This window comes from Corallococcus sp. CA053C, from assembly GCF_003611675.1.
Classification (GTDB): Bacteria; Myxococcota; Myxococcia; order Myxococcales; family Myxococcaceae; genus Corallococcus.
On record NZ_RAWA01000036.1, the window covers coordinates 21,750 to 40,448 of the forward strand.

Sequence of the window (18,699 nt, forward strand, 5' to 3'; positions counted from 1 at the left end):
GGCTCGTCCTGGAGCATTCCCGGCGGGCACGCGACGCCGGATAACTGTCGAAGCTGTCCAACCTGAAAGGTCGCCTGACTCCCCCGGTTTTCGCCGGTGGGCGGGCAAGAAATTCGACGGTGCGACAGGTCTGGGCAAGGCTGACGCAGGCACTTGAGTCGTAGGAAATCGGCGAAACGTACGTGACAGACCACTACATCTTGGGGTGCGCCAAAGAGTGGACGAGAGCCCAGACATACCCTAGGGATACGAGTGTTCAGGGGCGGCAGGTAGGACGTGCCGCAATTCACCTGGAGTGGCGGTCCCCTTCGGCGCGGGTGGCGCCGTGCAGTCAGCAGTCCTTTGCGGAGGTACCCGTGTCGTCAAAGTGCAAACCGAGCAGCGTCCAGGTGTTCGAGTTCGAGTCGCAGAAGGTCCGTTCCGTCGTAGGGCTGGACGGGGAGCCGTGGTTCGTGGCCGCAGACGTGTGTGCCGTGCTCGGCATCGCGAACCCCTCCGATGCCATCGGCCGTCTGGATGATGACGAGAGGGCGACCCTCGGTAATGCCGAGGGTCGGCCGGGCCAGGGCGCACAGTCCTTCAACATCATCAGCGAGTCCGGCGTCTGGGCGCTCACCTTCCGGAGCCGGAAGCCCGAAGCCCGACGCCTGCGGAAGTGGGTGACGAAGGAGGTCATCCCCTCCATCCGCAAGACGGGTGCCTACGTCGTGCCGATGCCCATGGTTCGCGAGGCGGTGGCGAAGCTCTTCGTGCGCACGACGCTGGGGGCCTGGACGAAGCGCTTCCCGGACGAGTTCTACTGGCACATCTACCGGATGCGTGGGTGGCCCTGGCAAAATATGGAGGTCAACCATCCACAAGTGGTCGCGAGCTACACCATCAATTTCGTCTACGAGAGACTCGCACCGGGACTCCTGTCTCAGCTGGAGAAACAGAACCCGGCCAATGAGCGTGGCAGCCGGAAGGCTCGGCACCACCAGTACCTGACGGAAGACATCGGCCACCCAGCCCTTGAAATGCATCTCCACGCCGTCCTCTGCATCATGCGCGGCTCGTCGACGTGGGAGCACTTCCTCCTGGCGCTGGACCGCTTCCACCCGCGACAGGGGCGCAACCTCCTCCTCTCGCTGGTGGATGACCTGCTGCCGATGCCGTCGGCGTTACCAGCGGGGATCCCCCTCAGCCGCGGGAACCGCCCCGGTCGCCGATAGGGACACTTTTTCACGGCGCTTCGGCTGTGGCATTACGTCCTTGAGACACGATGGGCGTCAGTCAACGCGCGTTCTCCGCGTGGATGCCTCCAGACCCCGGAGCAGGTGCTGCGCGGCCCTCGAACAAGTGCTGTCCGTGGTCGCGCGCGACGGCAGGTAACTGCTCGCGGCGCAACGACTAGCACTCCGGGGCATGGCTGGTTTCTTGCGGAGCGCCAGCTACGTGCGACCACAGACAGGGAGCACATCTCGTGCTCCCGGAGGTCGCAAATGGCAGACGCGGTGCAGCAGTTGCGAGCGGCGGATGTTGTGATGGACGCTATCCTGAAGCTGACACAGGCCGATGGGTTCCGTGTCCGGGCCAATCCCGAGCGTGGGCCCAGGCGGAGCGCCTTCGTCAATCGCGCGGGCGACGCGCTTCCCGACGTGGACGCGCCGCAGGTCCACTATGTGGATGGCGTCTTCTCGGCATACGTCCGAGGGGGAAGCAAGCCGGTGGATCCGGGTATCCAGTGGGACGATAGGTCGGCGACGTGGGTAGGCCCGTTGCTCGCAACCGGGCAACACCGCCCTGCCGCAGCTGCGCTGGTCGGCGCGGCCCTGGCCGTGACCAGCGAGGCTGATTGGGCTGTCCTCGACAAGCTCTTCCAGCAGTAGCGCTTGCCGTTGCCGCTCGGCGTGCGCATGGCCACCTTCCGCCGAGGAGGTCGCCCATGCGCACCAGCCGGATGCCCGTCGTGAAGCTGCACCTTGCCGCCGCGGCGGCGAGCCTTCACGCGGAGGCGTGCGAGACGGGCGGCAAGCTGCCGGCCAACGTGGAGCGCGTGGCCCACCTGGTGGACGACGCGCTTCGGGAGGCCAGCCGCGAGGTGCAGACAGACGTGCGCGGGCCACTGCCAGAGGACTGGGCGCCGCTGTAGCCGGCACGGGGCGTGCTCTGCGCGCCCGGCATGATGATTCAGGAACGGGTGGCGTTGGCGCAGCGCCTGGAAGAAGCGGAGCTGGAACTGCAGGGCGCGATGCGCGGGCTGGATGGGAGTCCGGCGGCGCGGATGCGGCTGGCCGATGCCCGGACCGAGTACTGCGCAGCAGAGACGCAGGCGTTGCGGGTGCTCGGAGCGCATCAGGCGCTTGAGATGGTGGAGCAGCTCGGCGCCGCACCGTGAAGGCGCACCGCGCGGGCTGACCTACGCGGCATGCATCCTGCTCCAGGCCCGTGCTCCCGCCAGAGCCGCGCCGGGGAGCTTTCGGCACGGCCCATCCCAGGACACCCCGTGCACCCACGCCAGCGCCCCTCTCTGTCCCGCTTCGCATTCCTGTTCCTCGTCGCCACGATGGCCCTGGGATGCGGCCCGTCCGATGAGGTGGACGAGGGTCCGCTGTCGTCACCGCCGGCCGCGCGCGACGCGGGCGTCAGCGACGGAGGGAGTGGCCCTGGCGACGGCGGCAACGTCGCCAGGGACGCAGGCACCACACCTCCCCGGGATGGCGGCCCCAGCTGCACTCCGGGCTGCGCAGGAAAGTCCTGCGGCCCGGACGGGTGCGGCGGCAACTGCGGGACATGCCGGAGCGGCACCACCTGCAGCGCCACCGGGACGTGCGTCTGCGTCCCCCAGTGCGACGGCCGGACGTGCGGCTCGGACGGCTGCGGCGGTACCTGCGGCACCTGTCCGTCCAACGCGACGTGCAGCGCCGCGGGCGACTCGTGCGCGTGCGCCCCAGGCTACGTGCCCAACCAGGCGCACACCGGCTGCGTCCGCGTTGGAGGCGCCTGCCAGGGCATCAACCAGTACGGCTACTGCTCCGGGGACACCTGGGTGCGGTGCGACGCCCAGGAGGGCATCGTCACCATGGAGTGCGGCCCCGGCCGGTGTAAGCGGCTCGACGCTGCCGGCAGCGGGGCCTGTACCTGCGGCAGCGTCGACGCCAACGGCGTCTGCGCCACGGCTTCCGGCGCCAGCGCCGCGACGCCCCGCGTCCACTTCACGTGCGCGACGAGCGCGGGGGTGCTCATCGCCAGCAACTGCACCGTGGAGACGGGCTCCTCCGCGGGCTTTTGCTCCACATTCGTGACTGCCTTTGGCCACCAGACGACGTGCTTCTGCGCGCCCTGCTCCTGGCCCAGCGGCCGCGACAACCAGTGCGGCTCGCTGTGCAGCAACGCCGGCCAGTGCCAGTACTCGGCGTCCGGCAACTTCCACACCTGCGGGTTCTGAGTCCTCTCGCGCGCCCGTGGACACCCGTCTCCGGCGGTGGATGGGGTCCACGGCCAGCCTTAGAGGGAGAGGGCGAGGCACGGGCGCTGCACAACTCCGGAGCGTCACGCCGCACCGGAGCTCGCATGGACCCCATCTCGTCGCGCAGCAGGACCGCCCTCCTTCCCACCACCTACCGCGACACCTCCGCTGAGTCGCCGCCGCGTCCCGCCGCGAAGCCGGCCGCCCCCGGGCGTGCTGCCAACACCGTCGACGTGTTCAGCCCGAGCACGCCTCTCCAGCGCGCGCTCGTCGACCAGGCCCGGAAGGCGAGCGCGCCCGCCCTCGTCACCATTCGCCCGCCTGCGGAAGGCCTCACGAAGGCGGATGGCGAGCAGCGTGTCTCCGCCCAAGGCTTCCTCGGGGACATCGGCCGCGGGCTGAAGGACTTCGGCGGCCGCGTGGTGGACGGCGTGGCCGGCATTGGCAAGGGCATCTACGACAGCGTGACGGGCACGCTGAAGAACACCTGGGAGATGACGGAGACGTTCGGCAAGGGCATCGGCAACATCTTCACGGGACGGTTCGAGGAGGGCTTCGCGCAGCTCGGGCTGAGCCTCCTCAAGGCCATCCAGACGCCGACGGACGGATTGCTGCGCCTGGGAGGAAGCATCCTCAGCGCCATCCAGACGATGCTCTACGTCGAGCCCACGAGCCGCAAGCTGACGGGCGCCGAGCTGGCGTCGCTGCACGAGGTGTACGGGGACTCCATTGACTACACGCGCATCGAAGTGAAGGAGGGCAACGCCGGCCTTCTCACGCTGGGCGGGCGCCCCTTCACCCACGGCGACACCATCTACATCCCCGAAGGCTCCCTGCCGCTGAAGCCCGAAACGCTCGTCCACGAAGCGGCCCACGTCTGGCAGCACCAGCATGGGGGCAACGACTACATGAGCGAGGCGCTGGTGGCGCAGTTCTTCGGTGACGGGTACAACGTCGGCAAGGCCCTCCGGCAGGGGAAGTCGTGGGAGGAAATGAATCCGGAGCAGCAGGCGGAGTTCATCGAGATGGCCTTCGCCAAGGGCTGCTTTGAAACGCATCCGGCGCCGTTCGAGCTCGACGGCAAGGACTACACCGCGCAGTTCGAGGCCGCGAAAAAGTCCCTCCGCGCCGGCCAGGGAGCACCGTGACCATGCGCCTTCACCGATTCCTGCCGCTCGCGCTCGTCCTTCTCCAGGTGGCCTTCCTCACCGCCTGCCAGCCGCCCCTGGAGGTGACGCTCGCGTCCAACAGCGAGCGGCTTCCGGGCCCCGCCTTCGTCGTCGACGAGCCGTCCCAGGACGGAGGCGCGCCGCGGTACGACGTCATCCGCGTGCTGGCCGAGAACGGGACGCAAGTGTGGCACGTGCGCGCCCTCTCCTTCGGCGGGACGCGCGGACGCCGTGTCGTCTACGGAGAGGCGCCGGATGGCTTCGAGACGGTGCAGCCCCCACAGCCCCTGGAGGGCGGGCGGCTCTACAGCATCGGCGTCTCCGGTGAGGCGAGTGGCGCGCTGCGCTTCATCGTCGGCATGGATGGCGTCGTCCGGCCCGAGTAGCAGCGCCAGCGGCAGGGCCCACGCAGGTGCGCTCAGGCTGCGCCCTTGAGCGCGGCGCAGCCGGACTCCAGCCGGCGCGCGGCGGCTTCGCAGTAGCGCTCCTCGAGCTCCACGCCCACGGCCCGGCGTCCGAGCTGCTGCGCGGCCACCAGCGTTGCCCCGCTGCCCGCGAACGGATCCAGGACGAGGCCGCCCTTCGGGCAGGAGCGCTCGACCAGGTAGGCCAGCAGGGGCACCGGCTTCTCCGTCGGGTGCGTCCGCGACCGCGCGGGCACCGGCGGGTAGCCCGCGAGCACGGCCCCGTGGCGCTTCCCGGTGAGCGGCCGGCGCTTCGGCCCGGCCGCGTGCAGCACCACCTCGTAGTCGGGCGCGTAGCCGGCCGCGCAGTCGCCCATGCCGCCCCGGGCCTTCCACCACACGAGGGCACCCTTGATGCGCAGGTGCGCGGAGGCCGCGTCGAAGAAGTCCGGCCAGCTCTCCCAGTGGCAGAAGACGTAGGCGTGCAGGTCCGGCTTGAGCGCGTGGCCCGCCGCGGTGAGCGCCTGGCGGAAGACGCGCATGCCCTGGCGGGAGCCGTCCGCGCGGATGGCCGCGCCGCTCCTGCCCTTCGCCTCGTAGGCCATGCCGTAGGGCGGGTCGGTGAGGAGCACGTCCACGGATTCGGACGGGAGTCCGGGAAGGACGTCGCGGCAGTCGGCGTGGAACAGGGTGATGGTGTCGGTCTGGAAGTAGGGCTTCACTCTGGGGGCCTCGTCGGGGACGTGGCGCTGGGGTGCACCACGCGCGCGCGTGATGCACGGGGAATGCCGCCTCGTCAGACCACCCGGCACGCCCCATCCAACGGAAGCCCGATGTACACCCGCGCTGCTCGGCGGATGACGCGCCCTAGAAGAGAACGTCGAACGGGTCTGGTGGCTCTTCCTGCAGCTCTTCCACGTGAATCGCCCATGGGTTTTCAGGGCGCGACTGGCACGTTCGGCCCGCACACACGGCGTAGATGACGGTGAGCCTTCTGCTCGCCTCCAGCGCCGCCACGGCTGCACGCAGATGCCCGCCGCTCGTGCAGACGTCATCGACGAGGATGCACGGTCCTGGCGGGGGCTTGCTCGTAACTACGAGGTTCTCACGGAGGACATTCGCGTTCCGACTGCCGCCCGCACTGCTCGCGGAAGGCTTCGGCTCCCGCCACCGAAGAATGTCGAGCACCGTCGTATGGTACGCAGTGACCTTCTGAAGCTCCTCCGCCATGCGGAGCGCGGGGAAGCGGTTAATCGTGGCGCCCACCACGCCTTCGCTGCTCGGTAGCGGAACGATGTAAGCCGGGCCCTCCAGATGCTGCAACCACTTGGCATTCAGGTAGTCACCCGCCATGTGACCGAACCAGCGATACGCTTGATTCCGGTTGGTCATCTCTAACCGAAGCCGGTTTCTGCGCACGGGCACAGTGGCAAACCCCTTGAATTGCCGGTTGCCCTTGATTGCCTTGATGAACTTCGATGCGTTGTGGTCCTCGTTGCTCCAGGGCTCGTCGCTACGCGTGAGGTACGAGGCAAAGCAGACGAGTTTTACCGCCATGAACCGGACTCCCGGAGCGCAGAGAGCAGGTCCTCGGTGGAAGTCAGGACGCGCACGCGGGGCAACCCGATGAACCCTTGCGGCCATGTGAGGTCGGGGTTCTCGACAACGGACTTCGCAATGAACAACCACCGGCCGAGCTTCCGACACTCCACCGCTTGGTGAAGCGTGCCGGAAGTCTCGCCTGCCTCAATGATGACAGTAGCGTCGGAGAGTGCCGCCATGACGCGGTTCCGTGCAGGGAAGTTGCCCTGATACACTCTGCTGCCCGGCGCGAACTGTGAGACCAGCAGATGCTCCCGATAAATTCGCTCCTGCAGGTGCTTGTTCTCCGCCGGGTACGCCTTTTCCAGGGGAGTGCCGATGACGGCAACCGTGCGCCCCCCTGCTTCGAGCGCTGAGTTGTGCGCGTTGGCGTCAACGCCCTTGGCAAGCCCCGACACCACCACCACGTCAGCGGCCACCAGTTCCTTCGCGAGCCGGCGAGCCCTGGCGGCCCCCGCAGGCGACACTTGCCGCGTACCAACGATGGAGACACAGGGCCGCGTCAGAAGAGAAAGGTCACCGGCGTAGTACAGCGTCGTCCCCTCGCCTGCCGCGAAGCGCTGACGCTCTATTTCTGGGACGGCGCGCGCACCATCCAGCAGCGCCACCAGGGGAGCAGTGGCGTGATGGGCCGGGGGGATATACGAGTTGGTCCTCGCGGTACTCGCTCTGGCCATGGGACTTCCCCAAACGTGGGCTACCGACCCACCATCATCCGTTAGCTCCCCACGCCACGCGATTTCTTGCACGGTTGCCCCCGAAAGAGCGACCAGTCTCCGGTCCCACCGACGCGCCTGTCAACGTATGCACGGATTCCCAACAGCGCGAGGTAGGGGTGCCAATGGACCCGCATCAACAGACATGTAGCACCGGGACCAGAGAGGTGTAGCGGTTCGCTTTGAGAAGCGCACCGCTACACTTGGTCGGTCGAACACGTCACCCGCCGAACGTCCATCGCACGCCGCGCCGGCCATCCGCCCGCTGGTTGGCCTCCGCGAAGGCGAAGAGGCCCAGGTGCTCCCGGAGCCGCGGACGGTACGCGGTGAGGGAGAAGCGCACGGGACCAGCGAGCAGCTTGGCGCTGGTAGACGCCACCAGTCGGGCTACAGCCGCCTGTAGGCCAGGGCCTCGCCGGAGGGCACCAGCCCGCGCCCCCGGGACGGCGTCCAGTACGCGTTCGCGCTGGGCGGGTACGGCAGCACCAGCCGCACCTCGCACCGCCCGGAGTCTCCGCCTGCCGCGTTGTCCATGCTCGGACAGAAGGGGCGGCGCCCCGGCGTGCATCGCATCCGCCACCCCGAGGCGGCAAGCATTCCTTTCTGCCGATGGCGACGCGCGCCCTGGTGACCTCGCCGTGCTTTTGCGGGCGTCGAGATGCCCCTATACCGTCGCTCAGGTTGGCGGCGACCCGCCTTGGAGATAAGGGTTATGACGGACTATCTGGGGCTCGTCCTCACGCTCGCAGCAACGATCCTCGGCGTCATCAGCGCAGAGTACGACAAAGAGCTCCGGAAGTTTCGCCGGATATCGATTTGGACATGGGCGCTTTGCGCCTTCGCTCTTGCGGGCACCATCATCTCGGCGATAACCATCTACAGTGGCAACGAAGAAAAGCGTGCAACCGCCTTGCGCCAGGAAAACATGAAGCTTCACGCGCTGGGGCGAATCGAAGCGGCGACCGCCATGCTAGTCGAATCCGCCCGCCAGCTCGGAATTGAGAAAATGCCTGTCGCGCCGCGCACGAGATATGGCTTTGGGCGAGCACTCTTAACATCAGAGCTGGACATAATCTGCGACGTGGATCTTCGGGACAAATTCATCATACCAACCAACGATCGCACGAACGCCGACATTGTCCAGACTGCGGCAAAGATGGCAGCCGCGAGACTTGAAACAGCACTGACCCGTTACACACCACATCTCGACCCGGAAACCGTTGCGCTCGTTGAGGCCTTGCTAGACGGACCACTGGCAACACCGCTGACGCATTTAGACGAACAGGTGGCTCAGGACACCGAATTCAAGGGCAAGACATACAAGGTCAATTTTAGATTTTGCCTCAACGAGCTTGAACAAAGAGAACGTCCCGAGTGGAAATTTGGTGTCGCCAAATCCGTCATTGAATTGGAGGATCACCTTAAGAGGTTGATGGCTCCACTCGAAGCAAAGCACGGCCTATCCGAGTCGAGCATGGGCGCACAATTGAAGCGGAGCGGCTGGACTGATGACGCAGGCACGCCTATCACGCCCTGACGACTAGCAGGTCGGCTAGAGTCGGTGAGGGCGGGCGGCCCACTCCTGTCCATCCAGGAGTGGGCCGTGGTGCTTCACCAGCCGAACGTCCACCGCGCGCCCACGCCGGCCATCCGCTCGCGCTGGTTGGCCTCCGCGAAGGCGAAGAGGCCCAAGTCCTGCCGGAGCCTCGCCCCACCCTCAAGGCGCGCGTACGCGCCCGAGAGGGAGGAGACGCCGGCAGACGCCTCCAGGTAGCCGGTGCGGACCGGCACGTCACGCAGCACCCGCGACAGCCCCGCGGCAACTACTGCGCGCGGGGCGTCGTAGGGACCGCCGTGGCCGGGGCCAGCGCCGCCGTGCTGCCGATGGCGCCCAGCGACTGCGCGGCGGAGACGAACTCCTCCGTGAAGCCGACGACGGGCGCCGTCTTGCTCGCCTTCATCCGGTCCACGGCCGCCTCGATGAGCCCGCCCAGGAAGGTGCCGATGCTGCCGGCGGTGAGCGACAGCACCTCCTGCAGCTCCTTCATCCCATGCTCCCCCAGGCTCTCCTTGAGTTGGGCCAGGGCTTCGGCCTTGAGCTTCGCCAGCTCGGCGGCCGAGAGGATGCCATCGGCGACGGCCTCCTCCAGCTTCGGACGCATCGTCACTTCCAGCTCACGGACGATGGCCTCCGTCACCATGGAGGCGCGGGCCCCCACCTGGGCCAGCTTCGAGTCAGCCGCCTGGGCATTCAGCTTCTTCGTGAGCGCGAGGAGCGCGGCGGCAATGAGGCCCGCCAGCGCGGTGGCCACGACGGGGACGACGGCGACGCCCGCCGCCACCAGCACGGACTGGATGCTCGGCTCCGCGCTGGTGCCGGTGGACGCCTGGGCCAGGGCCACGGGCGCGGTGAGGACGACCGCGAGGATGGCGGTCAGGGTGAGGGACTTCTTCATGGTGCTGCTCCTGATGGGGTTGAGCTGCACCACGAAGAAGGGGCGCCTCACACGCGGGGCGGCCAGAACCAGGTGCCGGGCTTGTCCGGCCCACCGAAGGGCACCGTGCCGCGCCAGATGTGCTCGCCGCCGTGCCCGCCGGCCGCGTCGAAGTTGTCGCTCGGCCCGTCGCCCAGGACCTGGATGTTCGGCGTCATCGGGTCCGGCGCCCGCAGGGACACGACGATGCCGGGCCGCACCTCGCCCTTCCGGGTGCCGCCCTCGTCGCCGAGGCAGTAGAGGACGATGCGACCGGGGCTGGGCTTCTGGGCCGGCATCGACAACGGCTGGCCCGGGGGAACCACGGACGCGACCGGGGTGTTGATCGCCTGGGCGACCGCGAGCCACGCGGCGCGCACCAGCATCGGGCACTTCTCGAACGGGGGCAGCTCGGCGCCCGTCACGGCGGAGCGCCCGCCGGTGACGCCGCAGTAGACGATGTAGAACAAAGCGGCGCGTGCGATCTCGTAGGGGCTAGCCAGTGCCAGCGACTTCTCGGCGGTGGCCAGGACTTCGGGGGGCGGGCTGTACGGGGTGGCGGTGGTCATGCGGTGCTTCTCCTGGTGCGGCGGGTGAGCTGCACCAGGAGGAAGGGGCGGCGGCCGCGTCAGGAGACGAACGGCAGCCGCCGGAAGCCCAGGACGTCCGCCCGGTACGTGATGCGGGCGAAGGCCTTCACCTTGGCATCGGCGCGCGCCGCATCCTCCAGCGTGCGTGTCGTGCTGCCGCCGCCGGAGGCGCCCACCACCACGCCCGCGCCCACGTACACCATGACGTGGTCCGGGTCGGGGCGCGTCACCGGCCGCCCCTGCAGCATCGTGTGGCCAGCGCGCCCGTACAGCACGAGGTCCCCGGCGAGCAGTTCCGCCTCGCTCGCCACCGGCCGGCACTCGTCCCACAGGCGGTCGGTGTTGTGGGTCGCGCGCCAGTCGGGCCCGCCCACCTGGTGCAGGCACCACGTCACCAGCCCGGAGCAGTCGAAGAGCTGGGCGCCGTTCGCTGCGCGCTCTCCCTTCGCGCCCCAGCGGTAGGGCGCGTGCATCTGCGCGAGGACGAGGGAGAGGAAGGCGGCACGCTGCGAGGTGATGGGCACGGCGGTCTCCGGGGACTGCGAGGTGTTCCCCGGAGAAGGGGCGCCGCTCAGCGGGCGCTACAGCTTCGGCAACACGCTCTCGACTCGCACGTGTCGCTCGACGTGATCAATTTTGAGCACCGCATCATGCTCGCCGAGATTGGCAACCCCGACTCCACCGCTGCCGTGTCCCTCTACAGGCGCCCTCCTGGGCTGATCGAGCCAGGTTCTGAGATGGGTTTCGACGGTGGGAGGTAGCTGAGAAAGCTGCTCCTGCGCCCGAGGACTCAGGTCAAAGCTGTACTTCATAACGGTCGTGGCCATGGTTCTGCCCTCCTTTGTGTGGGAGAGGCCACTATAAGTAGGCGTCTGACATGCACTGAACCACCAAGGCCTACGGACGCGGGCGGTAGAGCGCGGGCCGCGGTTCCTCCACGGCCCGCTGGAGCAGCCCCTTCATCTCGCTCACGTCGTTGCGGATGCCGGTCAGCACGCCGTCCATCCGCTCCTGGCGCAGCTCCGTGGCGTGGAGGGCGTTGGCCTGGGCGTCCTGCTTGGCACGCACGTCCACCACGTCCTGCTGCAGGCGTGTCATCAGCGCGTAGGTACCGCCCGCGCTGAAGGCGGCGATGACGAGGCTGCCCGCGAGGGAGAGCGTCAGGGTGGTGCCCGACGAGATGGGGCTGCTGGGTTCGGTCTGGGCGGGGGAGGCGCTCATGCCCGGACAGAAGGGCCGCCGCAGGCCCGCCACGCCACGCGGGCGCTGGACGTCCAAAGCCCCGCGCCGGGCGGAAAGACGCGCCTACGGGCCGCCAGGAACGGCCCAGCCCCAAAAAAATGGGGGGTCGTCTTTCAGATCTCGCTCTGAATTTCCGGAGGAATCCGTCGCGCAAGATTGCAGCGCGCCGAGCAATCCCGAATTTTGGCCGGTTTGGGGGTCCCCCACCCCCGGGGGCATGTAGGACACGCCCTCTTTCCGCTACGGGCGGAATGCGCACCCTGTCGCACATGGCCGGTGGCACGCACGTTGCCGGCTCGCCGCCGTGCCGTGCTGGCGCGTCGTCCCTTCTCACCGGGCATGACCGACGCGCGACAGCAGCAGCGGGGAGAGCGCCTCCTCCTGGGAGGACGCAGGCACAGCTTCGGGCTGGCACTCGCGCTGGCGACAGCTGCGGAGGTCGCGATGGAGCGAGGCGCCCAGGCCGAGCCCATCGGCGAGCCGCTCCGCATCAGCAACGACCAGCTGCGCGCCCTCCACTTCGACGTCGCCGGGCTTCGCAACGCGGACACGCTCCGCGACCGTGGGCTACGACTGGCCGCGCCCTCCATACGTGGCCCGACCCTCGTAGCCGATGGCCCAGGCCCGAACCGGCATGAGCGCCGGAAGGCAGCGGCGCGGCGGCGCGGGCGATGACCGCTCCGAGCGTCGTGCCGGCGTGCACGTGCCCTGCCCGGCTCACCCTTGACCTGCCGTGCCCCGTACCGCAGTGCCCGGCCGGCGTCGTCCTCCCGCGCGGCTTCCACGAGGACCCCGACGGCGCTCGCTTCGCCCGCGTCGTGGTGGGCTCGCCCGCGCGGTGGGCGTGGCAGCCGTGGGAAGCCGCCGAGCCGCGCGGGCCACACGCACCTGGGTGACGGGCCGCCCTGCTGCCCGGGCATGAGTGGAAGGGGCGCCTCTCCGCCGGAGTCCCAAATAACGAAGGCACTCATCTCCTCACCAGATTTCGGTGCCCCTATACAGTTAAACAATGCGCTGCCAGATTGGCACACCAGAGGAAGGATGTGCCCATGCCCAGCAGACAGCCGAATCTCCTGCCGTACAACGTCACCTATAATTCACGATTTGAGGCGGCGTTGCACGATGCACTGCAAGCGCCCATGAGAGCCAGAATCGACCTGAAGCTCGCTGCCCTTGCGATCGAGGCTGGCCACAACAGCGGAAGTCCCGACGCTATCCCTTCCCAAGAGTTCATCGGATCGTCGATGATCGGCACGGCGGATGTGGAGAGTTACCATATCGTCTATAGCAAGGACTCCATTGGTCGGCGACTCGTCGTCATGGATCTGGCTACCGATGGATGCCATTGTCGAACAGGAGGACTTCCGGCTCAAGGGAGGTGCCAACTCGACTCTTGTCCTGGCTCTGACGTGAAGGACTTCGTACATGCGTTGACTGTCTTCGCGCGACGTACGGGCAGGCCGACCGTAGAGTTGCCAAGGAACGTCTGGAGGCGCTTCATGCGCGAAACCGCCGCTGGGCCCGAAGAGGATGGCCGATTCACGGTTGAGGTTGAAGACGGAGTCGTTGAAATTGCGAGTACTTCATCAAGCAGGCATGTCGATGCGTGTTCGCTCTTCTCGATGCACCAGTCTGGAGACCTGGAACAAAGACTCCAAGAGCTGTGAGTCCCAAGCCTTAAACTCATAGCCATTGGTTAAGGCCGTGTGCTGACCTGAAATGTCGGTAGCATTTGTCCGCTGCTGGGGCCGGTCGGCATGGCATTCTCGCTCGGCCTCCAACGGTGCATGGATGACGGGCGCTGACGTGACGAGCTCGTCCCTCAGCCTGCCTGGAGAGTGTCCCGGTGGGCCTGGACGCCATGAGCACCCGCTGAGCCGCGCGGTCCCCACGCGCAGGGGTAGCCGGCCCTTCTGGAGGGTGTGTCTCCCCCGCGCGGCTACGACCCGAAGCACCCTCCCGGCAAGCCGGCCGGGAAGGCACGCCCGGGACGGAAGGGGAAGTGGGCGGGCCCCGCCAGCACCCTGACGTACGCCATCCAGACGGAGCTGGTGACGCAGCTCCGGAAGGGGGCGACGAAGCGGATCGCCGCTGGGCTCGCGGGCACCACCGAGGGACGCCTCCAGAACTGGCTGCGGCGCGGGCGCGAGGCCATCGAAGCGGGGAAGCGCAGCCGCTACACCGAGTTCGTCCAGGAGGTGGAGCGGGCCGAGGCCTCGTACCAGATGACGCTGGTGGAGGCCTCGACGGATGCCATCACCGACAAGGACATCAACGACAAGGTCATCCGGTGGCGCTTGGCCGTCGCGGCACCGAAGGACTTCACCGTCCCGCGCGAGGCAGCGGCACCGACAGGCAACGGCCACGGGCCGATGTTCGAGTTCATCACCCCGGACGAGGCGCGCGCGAAGCTCGACGAGAAGATGACGCGCTTCCTGGAGGAGTACGACCAGGAGGCGAGGGCCCTCGCGGAGCCGCCTCCGGAGGCGGACGAGGGCGACGAGGACGAGGGCGATGGTAGCTAGCGCCGCCGTCCTCGAAGAGGGCGAGCGGCTCCTCGCCGGCATCACCGTCATCACGTCGGAGACGCACGGCCGCTACTCCAGGGTCCAGCGCCTGGCGCTCGCCGCACGGCGCCGCGCGGGGAAGCCGACCAGCGTCGTGGACGCGCTCGCGCTGACCGCGCAGGAGCTGGTCGTCCTCTTCTACGAGTCGGAGTACTCCCTCCGGCCCGTCCAGCGCCCGCCAGCGGACTACCGCACCTTCTTCTTCATGGGGGGCCGTGGCACCGGCAAGACGTTCGCCGGCTCCGCGGCGGTCATCGACGAGGCCCGCGCGGACCCCGAAGCGCGCATCCTCATCGTCGGGCCCACGTACTCGGAGATCGTGAAGAACCAGATTGAGGGCACGAGCGGCATCCTCGCGCTCTCCCCGCCCTGGTTCTACCCGAAGCTGGAGAAGTCGAAGCGGCGCCTCGTGTGGCCCAACGGCGCGCAGGCCACGTGGCTGCCGGCGAAGAACGCCGACAAGTTCCGCGGGCACCAGTACACGTTCATCTGGGCGGACGAGCCGGTGGCGTGGAAGGGCGACGCCATTGCCGTCTACAAGGAGTGCCGGGCCGTCAACCGCCTCCTCAGCTCGCGCATGCGGAGGCTGGGCCTGTGCGCGCGCATGGTCATCACGACCACGCCGGCCCCGACGCCCCTCTTCAAGGAGATGCTGAGCGACCGCGAGGGCCTCGTGCTCGCGCGCAGCTCCACGCTGGAGAACAAGGAGAACCTCGACCCGGCCTACCTCCGCTACGTGCGCCGGGTGATGAACACGACGGAGGGCCGGCGCGAGTTCCGCGGCGAGCTCTCCTTCTCGATGGACCCCGCGCTGTACCGCCGGGTGAACTGGGACGCGACGCGCGTCCCGACGAAGTCCCGGCCGACGGAGTTCGACTACATCGTCGTCGCTGTCGACCCCGCGACGGGCGAGAAGAAGTCGGCGGACCTGCACGGCATCGTCGTGGTGGGCGTGCGCGAGGAAGCGGACGGCCTCGACCACGTCTACGTCCTCCAGGACGCCTCGCTCCAGTCGCCTGAGCCCAGCGCCTGGGCGAAGAAGGCCGTGGACTGCCTCCGGGCCTGGGAGCCGCTCGCGAAGAAGGATGGGCGTGGCAGGCCCCGCGCGTGGATCTTCGCCGAGACGAACACCGGCGGCAGCATGGTGAAGAGCACCATCCGCCAGGTCGCCAAGGTGAAGGTGAAGACGGAGCGCGCCATGCAGTCGAAGGCGGAGCGCGCCGCGCCGGTGTCCGCAATGGCGGAGGCCGGGCTCGTCCACATGGTGGGCAAGCACAAGAAGCTCGAGGAGCAGCTTGGCAAGTTCACGGGCCAAGAGGGCGGCCACGGACGCGATGACCGCGCGGACGCCTTCGCATGGCCCATCTACAAGTACGTCTGCAAGAAGAAGAAGAACGCGGGCGCGGCGGAGCGCGGCGTGGCTGAGAGCCTACCCACCGGCGAAGATGACGACGAAGCGGAGTAGCCCGGGCACACGCCGCACCGTACAGTTGCCGTTCCTCAACGCCTAAGGGGGGCAGATGAAGAGCACGAAGAAGAAGACTCCGAGATATCGGGAACGGCCCGGTTGGAGGCATGACTACAGTCCTCCGATTGCTCAGGACGGCTTCCTTCCCTACTCCAAGATCCTCACAGCGATGGACTCGGCGGAGAGCAAGTCCTTGAGCTGGTTTGCCGTCAATGCATACGTGATTGGAGGGCCGCAGACCCATACCGTGGTCATTGAGGCGCGCGAGGGCAGACGTGCCTCCCAGTCCAAGACGTCAACCCACTTCTGGGAGGGGACGTATGTCCCTGAGCACGGCATCTTCAAGATCGACCCCGTGTACGTGACTCAATACAGCCTCAATGCTGATGGCCCCGTGTACTTCGACTTCACCGGGACCGTCATCACCCAGGCTGAACTGGACGCCGAGGCGAAGGCGCGGTCCGAGCAGAAGGAGTAGCCCCGCCGCAGGGAGGCGGCCCTTCTGGTGGGACATGGCCTCCCTCTTCCGCCGCACCATCAAGGCCCTGGGCTTTCTTCCCACGCGCCGGGGCCCCCTCGTCAACGGCCTGCCCCTCTTCAGCTTCTCCCCGCGTAGAGGCAGCCGTGAGGTGCTCGCGGCCTACCGGGAGAACGGGTGGCTTCGGGCCGTGGTGGACACCGTCGCGGACGCCGTCGCCACACCACGGTGGAAGGTCTACAAGCGCGTCGGCAGCAGCTACGGGAAGTCGGGCGCCGATCCTCGCTGGCGGAGCCCGGTCTCCGGCGAGCGGAAGAAGGCGTTGGCCGATGGCGTCAGGGCCGGCGCGCTCGTCGAGCTGCCCGCGCACGAGCTGCTGAACCTGCTGGAGGCTCCACACCCCCAGTTCCCCGGGCGCGAGCTGCTCAAGCTGATGCAGCTGCACCTGGACCTGGTCGGCGAGACGTTCCTCTGGCTGCGCCTCGGCGCTGACGGGCGCCCCGTGGGCTGGGAGGTGGTACCGCCCCACTGCGTTCACCAGACGCCTCAGCCCGGGCGGCCGGAGTTCGTCCTCTCGTACAACCAGGCGCACGTGGGCGTCCCCGCCGCGCACATCCTCTGGCTGAAGCACCTGGACCCGGAGAACCCCCACGGGCGCGGCGCTGGGCGAGGGCTCGCAGTCGGCGACCAGCTCGACACGATGGAGGCCATCGACCGGAGCGCGAAGGCCGTGTTCGAGCGCGGCGGCGTGCCGCAGGCCATCGTCGGCATGGACTCGAAGAAGGACGACGTCGACCAGGAGGAGGCGGCGGATGACCTGGAGAAGCGCTTCAATGAGTCGCACCGCGGGCCCGAGAACGCGGGGAAGCTCTGGTTCGCCCCGGCCGGCGTGAGCCTCGCCCAGGTGACGGTGAACTACCGCGAGCTGCAGGCGGAGGAACTGGCGAAGGGCCAGCGGGCCTACGTCCGCCAGACATACAACGTGCCGCCGGAGCTGGTGGGCGACCTCTCCAGCAGCAACCGCAGCACGTCCGAGTCCGCGAAGTACCACCTGGCCGAATACGCGGTGTCTCCGCGTCTGGAGTTCCTCCGCGCGTACCTCCAGCTCGTGCTCGTGCCGCTCGTCGACCGGGACGCCATCCTCGACTACGAGGACCCGCGCCCTCAGGAGTGGGAGCGCGTCTTCCGCCTCATGACGACGCCCGTCACCGAGGCCTTCACATGGAACGAGGTGCGCATCCTGGCCGGGTACGAGCCGGATCCGGAGCTCGACGGGAAGCGCCCGCTTCCGATGCCCGGCGCCGGCGGCGGCAACAACGTCGCGTCCGCCGCGGCGAACGCCACGCCCAACCCGCCCCGGGACCGTAGCGGCGAAGAGGGCCGCGTGTAGCGAAGCGGCCGGCCCTTCTCTCAGGGCATGCGCACCCTCTCCATCCGCAGGAAGCTGCTTGACGGCTCCGCCCCTACCGCCGGGACGCAGGCCCCGGTGTTCCAGATCACCTCCGCGAAGCTCGACCGCCACAGGGACAGAATCCTGGGCATCAAGGCTGACGGACCCGAGCTGACGAGGCCGCTTCTGTGGGGCCATGCGAGCTGGGAGCCCGCCATCGGCAAGGCGCGCTGCTTCCAGGAGGGCGGCGTGTGGATGATGGAGCCGCGCTGCGATGGCATTGGCGCGCGCTCACAGGAGGTCGAGGCCAAGATCAAGGCCGACACCCTGGACGCCTGCTCCATCGGCTTCATCCCCGTGGAGGGCTACGACCCGGTGCCGAACACCGAGGGCGGCCTCGACTTCCCTCTCGTGCACCTGGTCGAGGTCAGCATCGTCAACGTGGGGGCGAACGAGGACGCCGTCCGCGTGCGCTCCATGGGCGGGCAGGCAGCCGGAGGTGAGGCAGTGCTGGTTGCGGCCCTCAACGGCCTCGCGCTGACCCAGGCGGCCCTGACGAAGTCCCTCGACAAGCTGACCGCCACGAAGGCGGACGAGGACGACGAGGAGGAAACCGCGCCCGCGCCCGCCGAGGGGAAGGCGGCGGAGGGTGAGCCCGACGAGACGGCACCGGCCGAGGACCTGACGCCCAAGGCGTTCGCCGAAGCGCTCGTGGAGTACCTCGAAGCCGGCAAGGCACTGGCAGAGGCCTTCCTCGCCACCGAGAGCGACGACGAGGAGCTGCTCGGCTTGGCGGAGGCGCTGCGCGACGGCCAGCCCACCGACATCGAGGCCGTGAAGGGGTGGCTGGCGCGCGCGGAGGACGTGGCTGAGCCGGCGGCCGAGGAGGAGGACGAGGAGCCCGACGCGGCGGCGGACGCGCCGCTCCCCGAGGAAGAGGCGAAGGCGCTGCGCCGCCTCGTCCGCAAGGAATTCGGCTTCTCCGTCGAGCAGTCCAAGGCCCTCTCGCCCCGGGACCTGCGTGCGTACGCGGCGCTCTGCCCGCCCGCCGTGTAGGGCCGGCCCTTCTCTCCCCTCAACCACTTTCTCACCCCGGAGTTCCGACCGATGACCACGAAGACGAAGGCCGCCCCCACCGCGCCGGCCACCAC

At 68.4% G+C, this 18,699-nt stretch carries 25 protein-coding genes; 13 read left to right on the forward strand and 12 right to left on the reverse strand.

The window, feature by feature from the left end; translation table 11 throughout:
* The first annotated feature begins 389 nt into the window (after positions 1-389).
* The 4 genes from D7V97_RS45295 (at position 390) to D7V97_RS07440 (ending at position 2,377) form a co-directional block, all read left to right on the forward strand.
* Positions 390-1,211 (forward strand): P63C domain-containing protein, encoded by an 822-nt coding sequence (locus tag D7V97_RS45295; protein WP_199728733.1) that lies wholly within the window; start codon positions 390-392, stop codon positions 1,209-1,211.
* 270 nt (positions 1,212-1,481) lie between these two features.
* Positions 1,482-1,868, forward strand: a complete 387-nt coding sequence (locus D7V97_RS07430) for a hypothetical protein (RefSeq protein WP_120609896.1) — start codon at positions 1,482-1,484, stop codon at positions 1,866-1,868.
* 56 nt (positions 1,869-1,924) lie between these two features.
* Entirely contained in the window at positions 1,925-2,131 is a 207-nt protein-coding gene (locus D7V97_RS07435) for a hypothetical protein (RefSeq protein ID WP_120609897.1), read from the forward strand.
* Positions 2,132-2,161: 30 nt separating this feature from the next.
* Entirely contained in the window at positions 2,162-2,377 is a 216-nt protein-coding gene (locus D7V97_RS07440) for a hypothetical protein (RefSeq protein ID WP_147444728.1), read from the forward strand.
* A gap of 629 nt (positions 2,378-3,006) precedes the next feature.
* Here D7V97_RS07440 and D7V97_RS07445 read toward each other — a convergent pair.
* Positions 3,007-3,414 (reverse strand): hypothetical protein, encoded by a 408-nt coding sequence (locus tag D7V97_RS07445; RefSeq protein ID WP_158623303.1) that lies wholly within the window; start codon positions 3,412-3,414, stop codon positions 3,007-3,009.
* Positions 3,415-3,552: 138 nt separating this feature from the next.
* Between D7V97_RS07445 and D7V97_RS07450 the strand changes: the two genes are divergently transcribed.
* Together D7V97_RS07450 and D7V97_RS07455 are read left to right on the forward strand one after the other, a co-directional pair.
* The gene (locus D7V97_RS07450) at positions 3,553-4,596 is read left to right on the forward strand and encodes a hypothetical protein (protein ID WP_120609900.1); all 1,044 of its coding nucleotides are present in this window, start codon (positions 3,553-3,555) and stop codon (positions 4,594-4,596) included.
* A gap of 2 nt (positions 4,597-4,598) precedes the next feature.
* Positions 4,599-5,003 carry a hypothetical protein gene (locus tag D7V97_RS07455; RefSeq protein WP_120609901.1) on the forward strand — a complete coding sequence of 135 codons (405 nt, stop codon included), beginning with the start codon at positions 4,599-4,601 and terminating at the stop codon, positions 5,001-5,003.
* 32 nt (positions 5,004-5,035) lie between these two features.
* Here the strand turns inward: D7V97_RS07455 and D7V97_RS07460 are convergent, their stop codons facing one another.
* From D7V97_RS07460 to D7V97_RS44580, 5 genes are all read right to left on the reverse strand, one after another.
* The gene (locus tag D7V97_RS07460; protein ID WP_120609902.1) at positions 5,036-5,743 is read right to left on the reverse strand and encodes a site-specific DNA-methyltransferase; all 708 of its coding nucleotides are present in this window, start codon (positions 5,741-5,743) and stop codon (positions 5,036-5,038) included.
* Positions 5,744-5,888: 145 nt separating this feature from the next.
* A complete protein-coding gene (locus D7V97_RS07465) occupies positions 5,889-6,578 on the reverse strand; it encodes a hypothetical protein (RefSeq protein ID WP_120609903.1) in 690 nt (229 codons plus the stop codon).
* Positions 6,569-7,231: a DNA-processing protein DprA gene (locus tag D7V97_RS07470; protein WP_199728734.1), complete on the reverse strand. Its 663-nt coding sequence runs from the start codon at positions 7,229-7,231 to the stop codon at positions 6,569-6,571. Before D7V97_RS07470 ends, D7V97_RS07465 begins: the two co-directional genes overlap by 10 nt.
* Before the next feature lie 328 nt (positions 7,232-7,559).
* Complete coding sequence (locus tag D7V97_RS44575; protein WP_158623304.1) at positions 7,560-7,718, reverse strand: hypothetical protein; 159 nt, start codon at positions 7,716-7,718, stop codon at positions 7,560-7,562.
* A gap of 8 nt (positions 7,719-7,726) precedes the next feature.
* The gene (locus tag D7V97_RS44580) at positions 7,727-7,873 is read right to left on the reverse strand and encodes a hypothetical protein (protein WP_158623305.1); all 147 of its coding nucleotides are present in this window, start codon (positions 7,871-7,873) and stop codon (positions 7,727-7,729) included.
* Positions 7,874-8,051: 178 nt separating this feature from the next.
* Here D7V97_RS44580 and D7V97_RS44045 point away from each other — a divergent pair, with 178 nt between their 5' ends.
* Entirely contained in the window at positions 8,052-8,876 is an 825-nt protein-coding gene (locus tag D7V97_RS44045) for a hypothetical protein (protein WP_147444729.1), read from the forward strand.
* 74 nt (positions 8,877-8,950) lie between these two features.
* Here D7V97_RS44045 and D7V97_RS07480 read toward each other — a convergent pair whose 3' ends face one another.
* The 6 genes from D7V97_RS07480 to D7V97_RS07500 all read right to left on the reverse strand — a co-directional run bounded on the left by D7V97_RS07480 (position 8,951) and on the right by D7V97_RS07500 (position 11,624).
* Complete coding sequence (locus D7V97_RS07480; RefSeq protein ID WP_233582560.1) at positions 8,951-9,130, reverse strand: hypothetical protein; 180 nt, start codon at positions 9,128-9,130, stop codon at positions 8,951-8,953.
* A gap of 32 nt (positions 9,131-9,162) precedes the next feature.
* Positions 9,163-9,795 (reverse strand): hypothetical protein, encoded by a 633-nt coding sequence (locus D7V97_RS07485; RefSeq protein ID WP_147444730.1) that lies wholly within the window; start codon positions 9,793-9,795, stop codon positions 9,163-9,165.
* 47 nt (positions 9,796-9,842) lie between these two features.
* Positions 9,843-10,382: a hypothetical protein gene (locus D7V97_RS07490; protein ID WP_120609908.1), complete on the reverse strand. Its 540-nt coding sequence runs from the start codon at positions 10,380-10,382 to the stop codon at positions 9,843-9,845.
* Positions 10,383-10,441: 59 nt separating this feature from the next.
* The gene (locus D7V97_RS07495; RefSeq protein WP_233582561.1) at positions 10,442-10,927 is read right to left on the reverse strand and encodes an NlpC/P60 family protein; all 486 of its coding nucleotides are present in this window, start codon (positions 10,925-10,927) and stop codon (positions 10,442-10,444) included.
* 57 nt (positions 10,928-10,984) lie between these two features.
* Positions 10,985-11,230: a hypothetical protein gene (locus D7V97_RS44050; protein WP_147444731.1), complete on the reverse strand. Its 246-nt coding sequence runs from the start codon at positions 11,228-11,230 to the stop codon at positions 10,985-10,987.
* A 70-nt stretch (positions 11,231-11,300) separates the two neighbouring features.
* Positions 11,301-11,624, reverse strand: coding sequence for a hypothetical protein (locus tag D7V97_RS07500; RefSeq protein ID WP_147444732.1), 324 nt, complete (start codon positions 11,622-11,624; stop codon positions 11,301-11,303).
* Positions 11,625-12,694: 1,070 nt separating this feature from the next.
* Here D7V97_RS07500 and D7V97_RS44055 point away from each other — a divergent pair.
* The 6 genes from D7V97_RS44055 (at position 12,695) to D7V97_RS07530 (ending at position 18,604) form a co-directional block, all read left to right on the forward strand.
* A complete protein-coding gene (locus D7V97_RS44055) occupies positions 12,695-13,312 on the forward strand; it encodes a hypothetical protein (protein WP_147444733.1) in 618 nt (205 codons plus the stop codon).
* A gap of 255 nt (positions 13,313-13,567) precedes the next feature.
* Complete coding sequence (locus D7V97_RS07510) at positions 13,568-14,170, forward strand: hypothetical protein (RefSeq protein WP_120609921.1); 603 nt, start codon at positions 13,568-13,570, stop codon at positions 14,168-14,170.
* The gene (locus tag D7V97_RS07515) at positions 14,160-15,677 is read left to right on the forward strand and encodes a terminase family protein (protein ID WP_120609911.1); all 1,518 of its coding nucleotides are present in this window, start codon (positions 14,160-14,162) and stop codon (positions 15,675-15,677) included. Before D7V97_RS07510 ends, D7V97_RS07515 begins: the two co-directional genes overlap by 11 nt.
* A gap of 55 nt (positions 15,678-15,732) precedes the next feature.
* Positions 15,733-16,158 (forward strand): hypothetical protein, encoded by a 426-nt coding sequence (locus D7V97_RS07520; RefSeq protein ID WP_147444734.1) that lies wholly within the window; start codon positions 15,733-15,735, stop codon positions 16,156-16,158.
* Positions 16,159-16,192: 34 nt separating this feature from the next.
* Positions 16,193-17,548, forward strand: coding sequence for a phage portal protein (locus tag D7V97_RS07525; protein WP_120609913.1), 1,356 nt, complete (start codon positions 16,193-16,195; stop codon positions 17,546-17,548).
* Positions 17,549-17,575: 27 nt separating this feature from the next.
* Positions 17,576-18,604, forward strand: coding sequence for an HK97 family phage prohead protease (locus tag D7V97_RS07530; protein WP_120609914.1), 1,029 nt, complete (start codon positions 17,576-17,578; stop codon positions 18,602-18,604).
* Positions 18,605-18,699 lie beyond the last annotated feature (95 nt).